Source organism: Undibacterium sp. GW821-FHT11B02, assembly GCF_058808955.1.
Window position 1 is genome coordinate 35,363 of sequence record NZ_JBXASD010000004.1, and the last position, 17,611, is coordinate 52,973.

At 51.2% G+C, this 17,611-nt stretch carries 16 protein-coding genes; 9 read left to right on the top strand and 7 right to left on the bottom strand.

From position 1 onward, the window contains the following. Positions 1 to 3: 3 nt before the first annotated feature. Complete coding sequence (locus tag AC1RVX_RS09100) at positions 4 to 1,455, top strand: M48 family metalloprotease (RefSeq protein ID WP_493216267.1); 1,452 nt, start codon at positions 4 to 6, stop codon at positions 1,453 to 1,455. Positions 1,456 to 1,502: 47 nt separating this feature from the next. Here the strand turns inward: AC1RVX_RS09100 and AC1RVX_RS09105 are convergent, their stop codons facing one another. From AC1RVX_RS09105 to AC1RVX_RS09120, 4 genes are all read right to left on the bottom strand, one after another. After that, positions 1,503 to 2,162 (bottom strand): amino acid ABC transporter permease, encoded by a 660-nt coding sequence (locus AC1RVX_RS09105; protein ID WP_493216268.1) that lies wholly within the window; start codon positions 2,160 to 2,162, stop codon positions 1,503 to 1,505. A 361-nt stretch (positions 2,163 to 2,523) separates the two neighbouring features. Beyond that, complete coding sequence (locus AC1RVX_RS09110) at positions 2,524 to 3,330, bottom strand: transporter substrate-binding domain-containing protein (protein ID WP_493216269.1); 807 nt, start codon at positions 3,328 to 3,330, stop codon at positions 2,524 to 2,526. Between the two features lie 228 nt (positions 3,331 to 3,558). Then, positions 3,559 to 3,873 carry a hypothetical protein gene (locus AC1RVX_RS09115; RefSeq protein ID WP_493216270.1) on the bottom strand — a complete coding sequence of 105 codons (315 nt, stop codon included), beginning with the start codon at positions 3,871 to 3,873 and terminating at the stop codon, positions 3,559 to 3,561. Positions 3,874 to 4,193: 320 nt separating this feature from the next. Continuing rightward, positions 4,194 to 5,888 carry a peptide chain release factor 3 gene (locus tag AC1RVX_RS09120; RefSeq protein WP_493216271.1) on the bottom strand — a complete coding sequence of 565 codons (1,695 nt, stop codon included), beginning with the start codon at positions 5,886 to 5,888 and terminating at the stop codon, positions 4,194 to 4,196. A 176-nt stretch (positions 5,889 to 6,064) separates the two neighbouring features. Between AC1RVX_RS09120 and AC1RVX_RS09125 the strand changes: the two genes are divergently transcribed. The 7 genes from AC1RVX_RS09125 (at position 6,065) to AC1RVX_RS09155 (ending at position 14,435) form a co-directional block, all read left to right on the top strand. Continuing rightward, positions 6,065 to 6,775 (top strand): hypothetical protein, encoded by a 711-nt coding sequence (locus tag AC1RVX_RS09125; protein ID WP_493216272.1) that lies wholly within the window; start codon positions 6,065 to 6,067, stop codon positions 6,773 to 6,775. 91 nt (positions 6,776 to 6,866) lie between these two features. Then, positions 6,867 to 7,613, top strand: a complete 747-nt coding sequence (locus tag AC1RVX_RS09130; protein WP_493216273.1) for a hypothetical protein — start codon at positions 6,867 to 6,869, stop codon at positions 7,611 to 7,613. A gap of 89 nt (positions 7,614 to 7,702) precedes the next feature. Continuing rightward, positions 7,703 to 8,716 carry a S1/P1 nuclease gene (locus AC1RVX_RS09135; protein ID WP_493216274.1) on the top strand — a complete coding sequence of 338 codons (1,014 nt, stop codon included), beginning with the start codon at positions 7,703 to 7,705 and terminating at the stop codon, positions 8,714 to 8,716. A 59-nt stretch (positions 8,717 to 8,775) separates the two neighbouring features. After that, positions 8,776 to 10,632, top strand: a complete 1,857-nt coding sequence (gene sppA / locus AC1RVX_RS09140) for a signal peptide peptidase SppA (RefSeq protein ID WP_493216275.1) — start codon at positions 8,776 to 8,778, stop codon at positions 10,630 to 10,632. Positions 10,633 to 10,797: 165 nt separating this feature from the next. Beyond that, a complete protein-coding gene (locus AC1RVX_RS09145; RefSeq protein ID WP_493216276.1) occupies positions 10,798 to 12,624 on the top strand; it encodes a CIA30 family protein in 1,827 nt (608 codons plus the stop codon). 69 nt (positions 12,625 to 12,693) lie between these two features. Beyond that, positions 12,694 to 13,833, top strand: coding sequence for a sensor histidine kinase (locus AC1RVX_RS09150; protein WP_493216277.1), 1,140 nt, complete (start codon positions 12,694 to 12,696; stop codon positions 13,831 to 13,833). Next, complete coding sequence (locus AC1RVX_RS09155; protein WP_493216278.1) at positions 13,830 to 14,435, top strand: response regulator transcription factor; 606 nt, start codon at positions 13,830 to 13,832, stop codon at positions 14,433 to 14,435. Before AC1RVX_RS09150 ends, AC1RVX_RS09155 begins: the two co-directional genes overlap by 4 nt. 136 nt (positions 14,436 to 14,571) lie before the next feature. On the opposite strand, the gene AC1RVX_RS09160 is transcribed toward AC1RVX_RS09155, so the two are convergent. Then, a complete protein-coding gene (locus AC1RVX_RS09160; RefSeq protein WP_493216279.1) occupies positions 14,572 to 15,429 on the bottom strand; it encodes an SDR family oxidoreductase in 858 nt (285 codons plus the stop codon). Between the two features lie 18 nt (positions 15,430 to 15,447). Further along, entirely contained in the window at positions 15,448 to 15,996 is a 549-nt protein-coding gene (locus AC1RVX_RS09165; protein ID WP_493216280.1) for a nuclear transport factor 2 family protein, read from the bottom strand. A gap of 86 nt (positions 15,997 to 16,082) precedes the next feature. Between AC1RVX_RS09165 and AC1RVX_RS09170 the strand changes: the two genes are divergently transcribed. Then, entirely contained in the window at positions 16,083 to 16,487 is a 405-nt protein-coding gene (locus AC1RVX_RS09170; RefSeq protein WP_493216281.1) for a winged helix-turn-helix transcriptional regulator, read from the top strand. A gap of 127 nt (positions 16,488 to 16,614) precedes the next feature. Here AC1RVX_RS09170 and AC1RVX_RS09175 read toward each other — a convergent pair whose 3' ends face one another. Next, positions 16,615 to 17,172, bottom strand: coding sequence for a GNAT family N-acetyltransferase (locus AC1RVX_RS09175; protein WP_493216282.1), 558 nt, complete (start codon positions 17,170 to 17,172; stop codon positions 16,615 to 16,617). Between the last annotated feature and the right edge of the window lie 439 nt (positions 17,173 to 17,611).

The following is a 17,611-nucleotide window of genomic DNA, read 5'->3' on the forward strand; positions in this document are numbered from 1 at the left end:
TCTATGAAAACTGATCATCAACGCAAACCTCAAAAGACCAATCTGACCCGCCGCGCAGGCTTGGTCGTTGCCTTATGGCTGGGATTCTGGATACTCGCTCTTGGCCTGGTTATAGTACTGGCCTGGGTACCAGTTACCCAGCTCAATCACCGGTCCTCGCTGCAGTTTTCTGGTGTCGTCGCTGGCATTGCCGCGTTGACGCTGGCCTATTCGCTGCGTCCACGCAGCAAAGAGAAAAAGAGCAACGAGACCGTCAAACCTTTGTCACGCCAGACCGCGGCCCCATTGTATGCTTTGGTAGAACGCATCGCCAAAGAACTCAAGGTCAACGCGCCCGTCAATATTCATTTGATCGGTGCAGCATCTGCTTTTATCAGTGGTAACAAGAACTGGCTTGGCAAAGTTAAAGCGCTGGAAGTCGGCCTGGGCCTGCCCTTGCTGGGTACGCTGTCAGAAGCAGAACTGGGCTCAGTCATCGCCCACGAATTTGGTCATTTTGTCGCTAGCGATTTGTCGCTAGGCCCCTGGGTATACCGTACGCGCACGTCTATCGCCTACACCGTCACCGACCTTGATGATTCCATGTTTTTCCTGGATGTGCTGTTCCGCTACTACGGCAAATGGTTTTTGAAATTATCCGCCGCTGTGTCGCGCGAGCAGGAATTTGCCGCTGACGCATTGGCTGCAAAAAAATTTGGCCCGGCAGCTACCCGCAGCGCGTTGGAGAAAGTGCATTTGATCTCACCGATGTGGTCCAGCTATCTCGACTATGAACTTGGCCCGGCATTAAATCGCGGTGCCCGCATGCCTATTTTTGAAGGCTTTCGCCGTTTTTGCAAACCAGGTATGAAGCGGCCCGATATTCAAACTGCGATCAACTATGCCGAGTCGCATACCACCTCAGAATTTGATACCCATCCCAGTCTGGAAGAAAGAGTGGCCGCTGTCGTTTCTGGTGCAAAACCCAGCTTTCCCCCCTTATCACAATGCCTGCATTTACTGGGTGGGGAAGATGAAACAGAAAATGCCTGGTATGCCCTGTTTGAAAAAGAAAACTTGCAGCACAGTGATTGGGACCGCTATGCAACAGAAGTCTTGCAGGAACAAAACAGGCAAAGATTTGCCGGTAGCTGGATGGACCCGCAAACCCTGCCCTTGAATGAACTGGTAAAAATGGCGACTGACCCGAAGGGCTTATGGGAGAGGCTAAGGCCAGAAGGCATCAGCTTTTTATCGCCCATGGGCAAACGTCTTTATGTACTGGAAATCATGGAATCCTGGGTCGTTGCCTGCCTGACTCATTACGGTTATACAGCCAGCCTGATACCTGGCCAGGTATTGACCATGACGCGTTCTGACATCACGGTCACCCCATCCGAATTATTGCAAGCAGCATTGAAATCCAAACTGACCGTCGCCTATCTGAATGAGTTGCAGGCAGAGACTGCGAGCTAGCTTAGGTAGCAAGCTCAGGTGCTAAGCTTCAGTGCCAAGCTCAGGTATCAAACCTGATGGGCCTTTTGCAGGCGTTTTTCCAGACGCCTTTGCACCACTTCAAAACATAGGCTCAAGGCCCAGTAAACGCAGGCAGCAGCAACATACAGCGGCAAAGGACGAAAACTGGTGGCAATCACTTCTTTGGTGGCCAGCATCAACTCGGTCACTGTGATAACCGATACCAGTGAGGTATCCTTGATCAGGCTGATCAGGGTGTTGCTCATGGAGGGTACGGCAACACGCATGGCTTGTGGCACGACAATAAAGCGCAAGGTCTGCGCATAATTCAAGCCAAGGCTGAAACTGGCCGACCACTGGCCGCGACTGACACCCAAAATTGCACCGCGTATGCTTTCTGACAGATAGGCACCGGCGTTCAGGCTGAGCGCCAGTATACCGGCTGCGGTGGCAGAAAATTCTATGCCTATGCCAGGCAGGCCATAGTAGATGACAAAAATCTGTACCAGCAGCGGCGTACCGCGCATCAGGCTCACATAGATGGCCGCCGGGGTACTGATCACAGCCAACGGCAGTATGCGTGCAACTGCCAGCAAAAACCCCAATATCAGGCCACCGACCATGGCACCGGTCGCAAATAACAAGGTATAGGCGACGCCCTTCATCATGACCGGGGCGGCCATTTGCAGCAATTCTAAAAGTTCCATGGCGGCTTAAAAAAGAAATATCCCCGCCAGTCTGGACGGGGATAGTAGAACTATTAGGACTTACCCAAAACGGCCCCAGCTGCGTTGCAGCTCCTAACCGTACTAAAGTACTGTCTTCGTCGCTACGCCTTGCTGGGACCGTTTTGCGTAAGTCCTAACTCATATTCAGGCTACTGCATTTTGCAGCAATACCTCAAAACCTGTTTGCGATCTGTAGCGAGCGAGCGTCAGCGGGGTCAGGGTAATTAAGCGCAGCGCAAAAAGCGGAATGTACTTGTAGTACATGAGCATTTTGAGCAGCACATGAGCCCCGATCACGCTCGCGCAGTAAGATCGCAAACAGGTTCAGCCTGATTGTAGCTTATTGCGCTGCCGGTGCCTTGCTGACATCCTTGCCAAACCATTTATTCGACGCTTTGGCGAAACTGCCATCCTTGATGATGTCTGCCAATGCGGCATTCAGGGCAGCCGCAAATTTGGGATTGCCCTTCTGGAAAGGGATACCATTCTTGGCCAGTTCACCGATTGGTGCGCCCGCCTTGACCGGCAAAGCAGTCGCTTTCAATAAATAGGCCACCATCAAACTATCGTTGAGTGCGGCATCGACACGGCCCGCAGCCAGGTCTTGCAGGTATTCTGGTGCGCCAGGGTAGCTTTTGACTTCGATACCAGCGACGGCCTTGGCACGCTCTTCGTAGTTACTGCCTTGCCCTACACCCAGTTTTTTACCTTTCAGGTCTTCCAGACTTTTGAAAACACGCTTGTCATCTTTCTTGACGATGAGCTGGGCACTGGAAACAGTGTAAGGATCAGAGAAATCAAAGGTTTCCTGACGCTTGGCCGTGATACCAACCTGATTGACGATGACATCAAATTTACCGGCTGACAGACCAGCCAGGATGCCGCTCCATTCTGACGTCACAAATTCTGGTTTGACACCCAGTTTGGCCGCCAATAGCTTGGCGACATCGACATCAAAACCAGCCAGTTCATTGGTTTTGGTATCTTTGAAATTGAATGGCGGATAAGTCCCTTCCAGTGCAATTTTAAGTGTGCCACGGGCCTTAACGGTATCAAGCAAATCAGCTGCAGTGGCAGACAGGGAAGCACTAGCCAGAACGACACCGGCCAACAAGGTTGATATTGTTTTTTTGGTAGAGAATTTCATCATATTCCTGAAAAAAGCAGGCATTCGCCTGCGACAGCGAATGCAAGTAAATCGTGACGGGCCAAAATTATCTGGCGACCTGCATATGATATGGAGACTGGACTTTCAAGGACAACGAAGTATTTCTTATTTGCATATATCAAGCATGATCAGCCATCTTCATATGCATCAACTCAGGAAAACGGATAAGCACGCTGCCACATCTATCGCGGCAGCGTTTCAGCAAAATCAGAACGAAGGAAGGTCGTTCAGGCTCTGGCCAGGTCCATCACCACTGGCATTGCTCAGGCCAGGCGCCCCATCCTCATAGACGATGCCAACGACTTTAGGTCCAAGAATAATGCCATTGCTGTTGTGAAACTTGGGAATGACTTCATCCCCATTGGCGATAGTATCCAGTACCGCCTGGACGTCAACCTCTTGCGGGTCTTCCACCATGGCTGGTGGCATGACCTGCCCGCCCTTGCTCTTGCCCCATCGTACCTTGGCAATACGCTGCCCACTGTCGTCAAAACGGACGGCTTCGATAAAAAATAATGCCATGATCACGCTCCTCATTAAAGTTGCAAAGAAAATCGGGAAGGAAATTGAATAGCCAGCGCTCATTTCTGGAATTGCTCACACTGAGAATGCATGACTGATACTTTATCTTGCACTTTCAGTATGACAGCTCTATGTCATAATGTCGTGCAAAAAAAGCACCTCAAATCAACATGTTAGCAAATTAAATTCCGCATTCAAGTGAAATCTGTTGCGCCCAATAGCAAAGCGGCTGACAGAAGCTTTTGCTCTGTCAGCCGCTTATTTTCCCGGTTTGACTCAGTTACGCACGTTTGTCCGGATTTATCCGGAGCTATCCGAATTTAGCCAAGTTTCGCTGCATGCTCACGTGTCGCATGGAAAGTTACGCCAGGCCAACGTTCTTGCGTCAACTTCAGGTTCACGCCCGATGTCGCCAGGTAAGCCATGTTGCCAGCAGCATCATAGGCAATGTTGCCACCGGCACTGGAACGTTCAAAGTCGGCCAGCATTTTCTTGTCTTCACAACTGATCCAGCGGGCGCTGCTGATGCTGGTACCTTCAAATACGGCATCCACACCATATTCATTTTTAAGGCGACTGGCGACCACTTCAAACTGCAAGACACCGACCGCACCCAGCACCAGATCACTGCTGACGACGGGTTTAAATACTTGTACAGCTCCCTCTTCACCCAACTGTTGCAAGCCTTTTTGCAACTGCTTGATTTTCAGCGGGTTCAAAATACGTGCCGTACGGAAAAAGTCTGGCGCAAAGTAAGGGATGCCGGTGAATTGCAGCAATTCGCCTTCAGAAAAACTGTCACCTATCTGCATATTGCCATGGTTGGGCAAGCCAATGATGTCACCGGCGTAAGCCTCTTCCACCTGCTCACGCGATGACGCCATGAAGGTGACGACGGAAGACACCTTGATTTCACGATTCAAACGCAGATGCTTGAGCTTCATGCCACGTTCAAAACGACCGGAACATACACGCAGGAAAGCGATACGGTCACGGTGGGCCGGGTCCATATTCGCCTGGATTTTGAAAATGAAACCAGAGAATGGTATTTCTTTCGGCTCGACTGAACGAATGGTGGCATCGCGTTCACGCGGTGCTGGTGCCCAGTCCAGCAAGGCATTCAGAATTTCACGCACGCCGAAATTGTTGATGGCAGAACCAAAGAACACCGGCGTCTGCACACCTGCCAAAAAGTCTTCCAGACTGAATGGATGAGATGCACCGTGCACCAACTCGACTTCCATCTTCAGTTGTTCGATTTCCAGCGGGAACATTTCTACAAGACGTGGATTATTGATGCCCTTGATGACTTCAAATTCCTGGTCAGCACGTTCACTGCCTGGCGTGAACAGCAAGATCTCATCTTTCAGGATGTGGTACACGCCACGGAAAGTCTTGCCCATGCCTATTGGCCAGGTCACTGGCGCACACTGTATTTTCAGTACCGATTCCAGTTCATCCAGCAATTCCAGCGGGTCGCGGGTTTCGCGGTCCATCTTGTTGACGAAAGTGATGATGGGCGTATTGCGCATGCGGCACACGTTGAGCAGCTTGATGGTCTGTTCTTCCACACCCTTGGCGGCATCGATCACCATCAAGGCAGAATCGACAGCCGTCAACACACGGTAGGTATCTTCAGAAAAATCCTGGTGACCAGGGGTGTCGAGCAGGTTGACCACGTGATCGCGGTATTCAAACTGCATGACCGATGAAGCGACAGAGATGCCGCGCTGCTTTTCAATTTCCATCCAGTCAGAAGTTGCATGGCGACCGCTCTTGCGTGCCTTGACCGTACCGGCCAGCTGAATCGCGCCCGAAAACATCAGCAGTTTTTCAGTCAGCGTGGTTTTACCCGCATCCGGATGGGAAATAATGCCGAAAGTGCGACGGCGCGCCACTTCGCGGCTGATCAGATCTTTCGATGCCGCACTGGTCGTCGATTCGGTGACTGTCCCGACTGTCTGGCTATCGGATTCCGGACTGTCGTCGTCTGGGGAGGTATTCATGGTGTTCATGCTGATGCCGCAAAATGGAAGAAAAACACGCAAGTTTAGCTGGTATTGGGGTTGAAGTCGAATGCCCGACTGGTGGCAAGACATGAGTAGATAATATGCAGGCAATAATCGTTGCTAATAAGGATATTAAAATGCTATAAGAGCAACAGTCAATATTAATTCAATTTCCGTCCAACATGAAAACTTTCCATCTATTCTTCTCCAGCATCCTCATCGTAATCTTGCCAGCCTGTGCACAGGCTGATGAAGACCTGCTATGGCAAAAATTTTCCAACCAGATAGAACTCAGTAAAACCTGGGTAGCCACCACGGTAGACTCCAACTATACCGAAGAAGAGAAAAACTGGCTCAGCCCCAGTCAGTTTGCCAGACGGGCCACACTGGAGAAATGGGTCAATGCAGAACCGGTACGCAATATTGAAAACCTGCCAGAGGTAACCCAATTTAGCAGAATGCATGTTTCCAGCCCCATAGCCAATCATCCGAATCTGGTACTGAGCGGTGTCAGCTACAGGCAACGAGAAGCGGATCAAATAATCGATGGGGACATCTGGGCCGTATATTCCCTGAAGCTGGGATCAAAAAACCGCCCTCAGACAGCAAAAGTCTGGCTGCAGCCCGATAGTGGCAAACCCCTGAAAATGAAATTCAACTTTTCAGCCAGTATGGAGGGAACCGTGCTGTATCAAAGCAATGAGGCTGGCATAAGTCTGCCTATACGGCTTGTGCTGGAACACGAAAAACTGGGCATGCCCAAACATTGGCTTATCGTCTTTGAAAACCTGGACTGGATACCCAGGCCCGCAACAGAATTGGTCGGCCTGAATAACTTACACCATTGGCAACTGGATACTTTTCAGGTTCAAAGCGTGGGGCATATCAAATAAAATCGCTGTTGATCGCATAGATTGCTTGCGATTTTCCATGGCAATGCCATGATATGTGCTGGATCAGTGTGATCTACCCTCCTGCCTGCTCATGAAAAAAATCGTCCTGCCTGCCATCCTTGCCCTTGGCTTTTTCGCAGCCCTGCCTGCGCGAGCGGACTCTGGATATTATCTCGTCAGTCTGTATGAAAATGCGGGGGAAAAGACCATCGACTTCAAGTCCTGGTCGTCATTCCCCAAAAACGGGGCAACGGCAACCGCACCGGAACTGGGTGTCAGCTACATGCCCAACAAAACCTGGTACACCGAAGTGTCTGCTACATGGTTCCGGCAAGGTGCGGATTCACTGGCAAGCAGTGCATGGACCTGGCAAAACGACTTCCTGCTCACCCATGGGCAGTACCCTGTCGATCTGGCATTGCATACCAGCCTGAATAAAAATACCGACAGTAGCCGTGGTGTGGACCTGGAATTTGGACCGGCGATGCAAACTGATTTTGGCAGACTGCAAGTCAACGCCAACGTGTTCTTTGAACGCACCTACCGCAGTAGTGAGGCCGGCAGCATGCAAATGGCCTATCAATGGCAGGGCAAATACCGCTGGCGGCGGGAACTGGAATTCGGCTTGCTGGGTTTTGGTGAGCTTGGCAACTGGAGCAACTGGTCGCCACGCGCCCAGCAATCGCACAGCATGGGACCAGTCATTTCCGGCAGTTTCCGCCTTGGTGACGGTAGCAACGACAAACAGGCTTTGCGCTATGATGTGTCATACGTCAGTGGGAAAATTGATGCCATCCACGCCAGCATGTTCAGCATACGTCTGCAATACGCATTTTGATATGTACACAAAGTTGTAGTTTGCTATATCCTCGTCATCTTTGTGTACTACTATTGATGGTATTTTCTCAACCATAATCTGATATTCCTATGAAAAAGATACTGATTTCAGCCCTGATGCTGGTCATGGCCAGCCTGCCGCAATTGAGTTTTGCCTGGGGTGCCGATGGCCACCAGACCGTGGGGGCAATTGCCGATTCCCTGCTGGCCGGCAGCAAGGCTGGCGCGCAGGTAAAGGCATTGCTGGGTGACAATACGCTGGAAAAAGTGGCAGTCTGGGGTGATTGCGTCAAAGGTATCTCCCCTGAAAAAGACTATGCGTACACATCCACTGGCCGTTATCCGGAATGTGCATCGTTTGAAACAGCAGCAGGCATCGCCGCCATGAGCGATTATGTCAAACGCAATGACACCAATTGCAAGCCTGCAAGTGGTGAAGAAAACTGCCACAAGCAATATCACTATGCCGACGTGGCCTTGCAGCATGACCAATATAAAACCGGCTATGTCGGCACCAGCGATCACGATGTGGTCAATGCCATCCGTGCCGCTGTCATGGTATTGCAAGACAAACCGCAGCCGAAACCCTTCAATTTCAAAGACAAGCAAGAAGCCCTGACCCTGCTCGCGCATTATGTCGGTGACTTGCATCAACCGCTGCATGTCGGCTCCGTCTTCCTGGATGCAGAAGGAAAAATCATTAACCCGGATGAAGGTCAGTATGACCATGGCACCAATACAGTCGGTGGCAACGCTCTGCAATGCCCTTGTGGCAACCTGCATTCGCTGTGGGATGACCTGCCGCAGCAATACAAACGTGGCCGCATGAATGAAACACTGACCAAAAAGGCGAAAACCCTGACATTGGCAAATGCGTCCATCGAAGAATTGCCGGTACTGTGGGCAAATGATGCCATCCGCGACGCCAGGATTTTGTTTGCCGGGACACAATTCAGCAAAAGCACACCGAACCAAAAGGGCAATAACTGGTCTATTGCTTTGCCACTGGAATATGAAAAAACCATGGCCAGCATGAAAGATGATGCCCTGGCTCGCGCCGGTGCCCATCTGGCCCAGTTATTGAAAGCCGTTTGGCCTGAATAATGGCCAAGGTAATGCCTGCATCACCAGAATCACCTGAGTAAAAATAGGACAAAATCATTATGGCTTTCACCCCACTAAACTGGATAGGAAAAGGTTTCAAATATGCCTGGTCGGCGCTGGATTTCAGCCGTCGGGTCATACTGAATCTGATTCTGCTGATTCTCATCATCATGCTCATCGTCGGCCTGTTTAGCGGAGGGCCCAAAAAGATCGAGGACAAGACAGCATTGCTGCTTGATCTGAAAGGTACGCTGGTTGAACAGAATTCTGGCAATGCACGCGACACCCTGCTGGCCGAAGCCCGTGGCGATGTCCGCAAGACCACGCAATTGCGTGACATTCTGTGGGTGCTTGACCTGGCCGCCAAAGATCCGCAAATCAGCAGTGCTGTCCTGTTGCTGGACGATATGAGCGGCACCGGCCTGACCATGTTGCGTGAAGTGGCTGCCGCCATAGATCGCTTCAAGGCCAGCGGCAAAACCGTAGTGGCCTGGGGTTCAAGCTTTGACCAGCGTCAGTACTACCTGGCAGCGCATGCCAATGAAGTCTACCTGCACCCTATGGGTTCGGTGATGATGACAGGCTTTGGGCGTTACCAGAATTATTACCGCGATGCGCTCGACAAACTGGGCGTCACTGTCACCGTATTGAAAGCCGGCGATTACAAGAGCTTTGGTGAACCCTATGTCGCCAATGCACCTTCCGCTGAAGCCGCAGAAGCTGAAAGCTTTTTGTACACGGCTCTGTGGAAGACTTATACCAGCGACGTAGAGAAAGCCCGCAAACTGCCAGAAGGCACCATCATGCGCGGCATTGATGATCTGACCCAGTTGCTGGCGACCGCCGGTGGCGACATCGCCAAACTGGCCGTCAATACCAAACTGGTTGATGGTTTGAAAACCCGTGATGAATTGCGCGAATTGATGCTCAAACGCGGTATTAAAGATGAACAGATCAAAAGCTTCCGTCAAGTGAATTTCGACGACTATCTGGCACACCAGAAACCCAAGCTGTTGGGCAATGCGATTGGTGTCATCGTTGCCTCTGGCGAAATCAGCGAAGGTATTGCGCCAGCCGGTTCCATTGGCGGCTTGTCCACCTCCGGCCTGATCCGCAAGGCACGTGAAGATGACAGCATCAAAGCGATTGTCCTGCGTGTTGATTCCCCTGGCGGCAGTGCCTTTGGTTCAGAACTGATACGCCGTGAACTGGAACTGACACGCAAAGCTGGTAAACCCGTGGTGGTGTCGATGGGTAATGTTGCCGCATCGGGTGGATACTGGATATCCATGGCGGCAGATGAAGTAATTGCGGATGAGGCCACGATTACCGGCTCCATCGGTGTCATCGCCATTCTGCCCACTGCTGACAAGGCGATGGATAAACTGGGCGTACATACTGCCGGTTCACCAACCACCTGGCTGGCTGATCCGTTCAACCCTTTGCGTCCTTTGAACCCACGTTTTGCCGAGGTCTTGCAAAGCAGCATCAACCATACCTATGCTGACTTTACCAGCAAGGCTGCTGCTGCCCGCAAAACCACGCCGGAAAAAATCAATGCTGTTGCCCAGGGCCGCGTATGGACGGGCCTGCAAGCCAAGGAGCGCGGCCTGGTCGATACCATAGGCAGCTTCTCGGATGCATTGAAATCCGCATCGACACGCGCCAAACTGGGCAATGACTATCGCATCAGCTATATCGAACGCGAGCCATCAAAATTCGACCGTATCTTCAGCGTCTTTGGTGCCAAGACTGCCCAGGTATTGCAAGATCAATTCAAGCAGGCTGCAATTCCTACAGGTTTGCCACCGGCAGCAGCAACACAAATGCTGTCTGACCTGACTTGGCTTTCGGAAATCAATAAAGAAGGTAAAAGCTTTACTGCGCTGACACATTGCCTGTGCAAAACACCGTGAGACCCTTCTGACAAACTGGCTGGCAGCGTATCGGGCTGCCAGCCTTCCGTTTCCCTCCCATCTTAGTCAAACATGACAAATGTCATACTAAACTGATGGCAATTGCTTCTGTTTTGACTTTGACTTAAGCCACACAATGGCGGCATCCTTTCTACGGAGTCGACCATGACCAAAACATCTTTTAGCCTTGTCATCGCATTATCCCTGGGTGCTGCCAGCCTGCCATTGAGTGCTGTTGCCGACAGTTTCCTGATACGTCAGGTACGGGTTTTTGACGGCGAAAAAATCCTCAACGACAAAAATGTCCTGATTGCCGATGGCAAAATCAGGGATGTCGATTTCAAAAGCAAGCCAGCTGCTGACACCCAGATTATTGAAGGTAAAGGGCACACTTTGTTGCCGGGCCTGATTGATGCCCACGTCCATGCATTCCAGGACCTGGACTTGCCCTTGTTGTTTGGTGTCACCACTCAAATCGACATGTTTAACCAGGTCGATTTAGTGAAAAGCATGAATGAAAAAATGCGCAAAGGTGAAAACCATGACCAGGCTGACCTCATCTCTGCCGGTACGCTGGCCACTGCACCCGGCGGCCACGGTACGGAATATGGCATGAACATACCCACGCTGAGCAAACCGGAAGAAGCCCAGGCCTGGGTCGATGCCCGCATTGCCGAAGGCTCACACTTCATTAAAATCGTGCTGGAACATGGTAGTGAAAAACATCCCTTCAACAGTCTGGACGTGGTGACTGTCAAAGCGTTGGTCAAGGCAGCGCACCTGCGCCACAAACTGGCCGTGGTTCACATAGGCAACCTGAAAGAAGCGCAGGATGCACTGGATGCCGGGGCAGATGCACTGGTCCATTTGTTTGTCGATAAACAGATCAGCGACCAGGACATGCGTACGCTGGTAAAGACAGCCAAAGACAGACATGCCTTCATCATCCCCACTTTCAGCGTGTTGGAGAGCATTGCTGGTGTCAAGGAGGACGATATTCTCAGCGACACGCGTATGACAGCATTGCTTAACAAGGCCCAATTGCAGCCTTTGAATTCGCCTTACCGTGCCAAGGCTGATACCGACATGCTGAAAGTACCCGCCATGATGACCGCAGCCATGCACGCCGCAGGCATCCCCATCCTGGCAGGCACAGATGCTGGCAATGCTGGCACCCAGTACGGTGCCAGCCTGCATCATGAACTGGCGTCACTGGTGAAAGCCGGTTTAAGCCCGGTAGCGGCGCTGGCATCGGCAACATCCGTACCCGCGCACGCCTTTGGCCTGAAAGACCGGGGCCGTATTGCCGTAGGTTACAAGGCCGACCTGCTGCTGGTCGGTGGAGAACCCGACAAAGACATCAGCGCCAGTCGCAATATTGTCGAAGTGTGGAAAGACGGTGAACGCGCCACAAAGCAGCGCGAACAAAAAATCCAGAAAGTCGCCAATCAGAATGCAAAAAAGAGTCTGCGTGTAGAACTGCCCGCAGATGGCCGCATCGGTTTGTTTAGCAAAGACAAACTGGCCAGTCCCTTCGGCTTTGGCTGGGTACCGTCAAATGATGCTCCCATGGGTGGTAAATCCACCATCGATATCAAGCTGGCTGACACGGGACCAGATAACAGCAGTGATTTGGCGGCAGTGAATGTGATGGCGAATATCAATCCTGGCTTTGCCTTCCCTTGGGCAGGTCTGGCATTTTTCCCAGGCAAACAAGCAATGGAAGCCGCTGACCTGAGTGCGGCAAACACGCTGAAGTTCAAGGTCAAAGGGGATGGCAAACAATACAGCGTAGGCATCAGTGTACAAGGCAGTTACATCCCTATTTCAGTACACTTTATCGCTTCAGAAGAATGGAAGGAAATCAGCATCCCTTTCAGCCAATTCAAAGGCATGGACCCCAGCATTATTACCCTGCTGGCCTTCAACGCCGGACCACAGCCGGGTGAATATCGATTTCAGATTGCCGATGTACGTCTTTTAAAGGAATAATGTCGTTTTTATTGCAGCTCATTTCATCAATGGTGGTGAAATGAGTACTGGATCTCCACGGTGAAACACTTGAGCACATCCATCTTCAACCGCCTGTCCCTGCCATGGGTGCCGCCACGCTATGGCAAGGCCCCCTATTTCTGGCTGTTGTCATTCGCCATTTTTGGCATGAAGTATTTATATGTTACCCCTTCAATCAGGGAAATATTATTGCTGGCGGCCAGCCTGGTATTTTTTTTGCCAGTGTATTTTTACAGCTTCTGGCACAGTGGCTGGCGCACCTATGCCTGTATCCTGGTGGTGTGCGCCATGGGCATCGTTTGGGCACCAGTTAATTTCGGCAGTTCTACTTTCTGTATCTTTGCTGCCACCATGTGTTCACGCATACCTGATACCCGCAAGGCTTATCAGTTTTTATGGCTTATAGCTGGCCTCGTTGTCGCTGCCAGTGTCGCCATGCAACTGGAAAAGTTTTTCTGGGTACCGGCAATTATCTTCAGCATACCCAGCGGCATTGGTGCCATCATCAGTGAGCGCCTGACGCGCAGTAATGAAAACCTGTTGCGCAAACAGGAAGAGGTCGAGCATCTGGCAGCGTTGGCCGAACGTGAACGCATCGCCCGCGATTTACATGACCTGCTGGGCCACACCTTGTCCGTCATCACATTGAAGGCTGAACTGGCGGGTAAACTGTTTGACAAAAACCCGGTAGCCAGTAAAAAAGAAATCAGTGATATAGAACACACGGCCCGTCAGGCGCTGGCCGAAGTACGCGCAGCCGTTATCGGCTACCGTGCCACCGGCCTGTTGCATGAGTTGCAATCTGCCAGGAACGCCCTCAGTGCTGCCGCCGTTGAACTGGAAACTGAGCTCGAAACCGAGGTAGAAAAAGTCCAGCTACCCGCCGCCATGGAAAACGTCTTGGCACTGGCCGTGCGTGAAGCCGTGACCAATATCATACGTCACGCCAAGGCCAGCATTTGCAAGATCAGCCTTACTGCCCACAATGGGCAGGTAGAATTGCGTATCGCCGATAATGGCATTGCAAAAAATAGCATGGATGCCGCCGGCGGCAAGCAAGCCCTGCGTCAAGGCAGCGGCCTGACTGGCATGAATGAACGTGTGCAGGCACTGGGTGGCACACTGGATATCCGTATTGAACAGGGGCTGACCCTGCATCTGTCATTGCCTTTGAAAGAAACAACATGATACGTATCATCATTGCAGAAGACCAGGCACTGGTCTCGGGTGCATTGGCTGCCCTGCTGGGTCTGGAAGATGACCTGGAAGTCATAGCGCTGGCAAAAAATGGGCAGGAAGCCTATGCCCTATGCGAAAAAGAAAGGCCCGACATCATCCTCACCGACATAGAAATGCCCATCATGTCCGGCCTGGAACTGGCTGCCGCCATTGCTGAAAAAAAACTGCCATGCAAAGTCATCGTCCTGACCACGTTTGCCCGCACTGGTTATCTACGTCGCGCCATGGCCAGCGGCGTGCGGGGATATATGTTGAAAGACGCCCCTGCCGACACGCTGGCAGCCGCCATCCGCACCGTGCACGGCGGTGGCCGCGCCATCGCACAAGAACTGGCACTGGAAAGCTGGAGCGGCGAACAAGACCCGCTCAGCGAACGCGAGCGCCAGGTCTTGCGTCTGGCAGGCACGGGCTCCACCAGCACCGACATCGCCAACATCATGCACCTGTCCGAAGGCACGGTGCGCAATTACCTTTCAGAAGCCATCAGCAAACTGAATGCCAAAAACCGGGTAGAAGCCTATCGACTTGCGCGGGATCAGGGTTGGTTGTAAGTAGCAGCATGTTATTACCTGGCCTTGATGACACGGACAGTGAATTAGCAAAAACCACTATTCCAAAACAGGAAAGCTGCTGTCAACAGCAGCTTTCCTGACCCGGACCCAGAACCGGAGACAAAGTAGTATGCGACTAAGCTTGCGGTAAATGCGCTTTCAATACAGCACGCAAGCTTGCAGTTGGTCGTTGGATCAGCTTGCCCAGTTGGCCACCAGCGTCATACAAACCACCCTGCGCGGCGCCTGTATCTGACTGCGCGAGGATGTAGGCAAAACCTTCTGGCAAGCCAAATGACACGAGCATGTCTTTGTATTCGGTTTCAGAAAAATTCACATAAGCGACTGGCTTGCCAGACAGTTCCGACAACGTTGATGCCAGGTCAGCAAGCGTAAATGCCTGGTCACCAGCCAGCTCATAAATTTTGCCAGCCTGGTCATTCGCAATCAGCACCGCTGCTGCAGCCGCTGCATAGTCGGCCCTGGAAGCAGCCGAGAATTTACCTTCGCCTGCAGCGCCAAATACCTTGCCGGTTTCCAGCGCAGTGCCTATGGCAGACAGGTAGTTTTCTATATACCAGGAATTGCGCAAGAAAACGAAAGGCAGGCCGCTGTCACGTATCAATTGTTCTGTAGCGATATGCTCTTTGGCCAGCTCCAACGGCGACGTATCGGCATGCAAAATACTGGTATAAGCAATCAACTCAACACCCGCACTTTTTGCTGCCTGGATCACGTTCTTGTGCTGTTCCAGCCTTTGTCCAACTTCACTCGACGACACCAGCAGCAGCTTTTTCACACCCTGCAGAGCGCCAACCAAAGTATCTGGCTGGCTATAATCACCCTGGCGAACCTGTACGCCGCTGGCACGCAAATCCGCAGCTTTACTGACATCCCTGACGATGGCAACGATCTGACTGGCCGGTACCGAACCCGACAAAGCCTGAATCACCAGACTACCCAATTGCCCACTTGCACCTGTAACTGCGATCATAATTTTTCCTCTTTTTAATTAATTTTTCAAAGCAGAATCCCAATGTTCATCTGCCTTGCCATCCACAATCCGCCAGGTATCAAACCAGGTGGTTGTATATAAAAGCTGGTTGGTCGTCTTGTCCCGGACCGGCAAGGGATACATGACAGTCACCAGATCGCCTTCGGCAATCACGGCTGCAATCGGCGTCGCCATTTTTTCCGGGATAGGTTTGGCCTGGACTTTTCTGACCTCAACAAAATACTTGACCACACCATCACGCCCGGATGCAGCGTTCGGGTTATGCTGTATGTAGCGCTTGGACAGGTACTTGTCTGCCTGCTCCCAATGGCCAGCTTCCAGCAAGTCTTTGACGATGTGGTAGGCCACCTGCTTATTTGCATACAATTTTGGATCGCTGCTGCTGAACAAAGCCTCGGGATTGCTCACTGCAACAACCGGCTCTTGCGCATAGCTGGCCGATGACAGCAAAATAGACATTGCAGATAAGCTGAGTGCAGACATCGCCCCCAGGCTCAGTAATTTTTTGCCAACCAAGTTTTTGAAGCGATGTGTCTGTTTTTTCATGACTAAGTCTCTCCTTGTTTCGACATGATAGCCGACAAGGTCTATAATAGAGACTAAGTCTAAAAATTGTAAGGAGGCAGTTTTTCGTGCCAAGGTTACCTGAAGTGAACCCACCCAAGCGCGCAGGAATGGCGTCTGACTTTGACCCAGCCATGTGCCCGGTCAGGAACGTGCTCGACCATATCAGCACCAAATGGACACCCCTGATCTTGCTGACCCTGCAATCAGGCCCGCTGCGTTTCAGTCAATTACACAAGCAAGTCCCCGACATTTCCAAACGCATGCTCACCCAGTCTTTACGCGACCTGGAAAGAGATGGCTTATTGAGCCGCAAAGTATTTCCCACCAAACCACCCAGCGTCGAATATGAACTAACCGAGTTGGGCATCTCGGTCATGGTGCCAATGGGCGCGCTGGTGCATTGGGCGGAAAATAATTTTGAGAAGATGAAGTTGGCGAGACGGTTTTTTGATAGTAGTGTGCAAGAGTAAAGGTTTGCTACGCGCCTTTATATTCATCAATATCGTCGCCCCGGCCCCGCGTAATGACAAGCTTTGGGCGATGCTATTGATTTAGCCCGCAGCCCCCAATCAGGCAACCGCAATGGTCATAGTCCACTCATGTACGCTTCACCCAATCACTGTGCAACAAGCCAAATAAGGCCGAATCTGACACTTTTCCTTCAACAATCCAACGTTCGCGTAAAAACCCTTCCCGGATAAAACCCAGTCTTTCCAGTGTTTTGGCTGAACCCTGATTGTGCGGCTCTATGTCGGCTTCGACGCGGTTGAGATTCATTTCATTGAAACCATAATTCAACAAGGCGACCAGTGCTTCGTGCATATAGCCCTGTCCCCAGACGGCGGCGTCCATTTCATACCCAATTTCAGCACGGCGGCACCCGGCATCCAGATGAAACAGGATACAACTGCCAAGAAAGAGATTGTCGGTTTTACGTATCAATCCCAATCGCGCAAAATCACCTTTGAGCATGGCCGCCCTATCGCGTTCTACCATCGCCGTGGCCTGTGCCATTTCGGTCCAGGGTGCGGATGGCATGTAGCGCATGACATCCGGGTTCGAACGTATGCGCAGAATTGCGTCGGCGTCATCCAGACACAAAGGCCGCAAATGCAGGCGCGGGGTATCGATAGTGAGTTGTTCGAAAGATGGCATGATGGATTCCGCGTTATTAATGGTGAATACAGTCAAAAAACAAAGCTGGGGTCAAAGAAATAAATATTCCAGAATGGCACCAATATCATTCTTAAAACAACAGTTTTACCTCGTCCTTACCGTGTCTTCAAGTACAACGGTTTTATTATTGAAAATAAAAATAACGCCTCCGCCAAAACCGTTCCATCCATGACGACTAAACAAAAATTCATATGAATTTTTTTTGACGTAAATGGCAACATCATAATTTTCAATTTTTGGCATCTTCTATGAAGGAATCATTTTTTAGGAATTTAGTCATTTCCATAAAGGCTAAGTGACTCACCGTCAACAACTTTACAGACATTTTAATATCTGCGGCCACAGGTTTCTTGCGATCAATTTCATTTTCATTCTCCGATGCAAATGAATTGGCTGAAAAACTTAATTGCAGCAATGC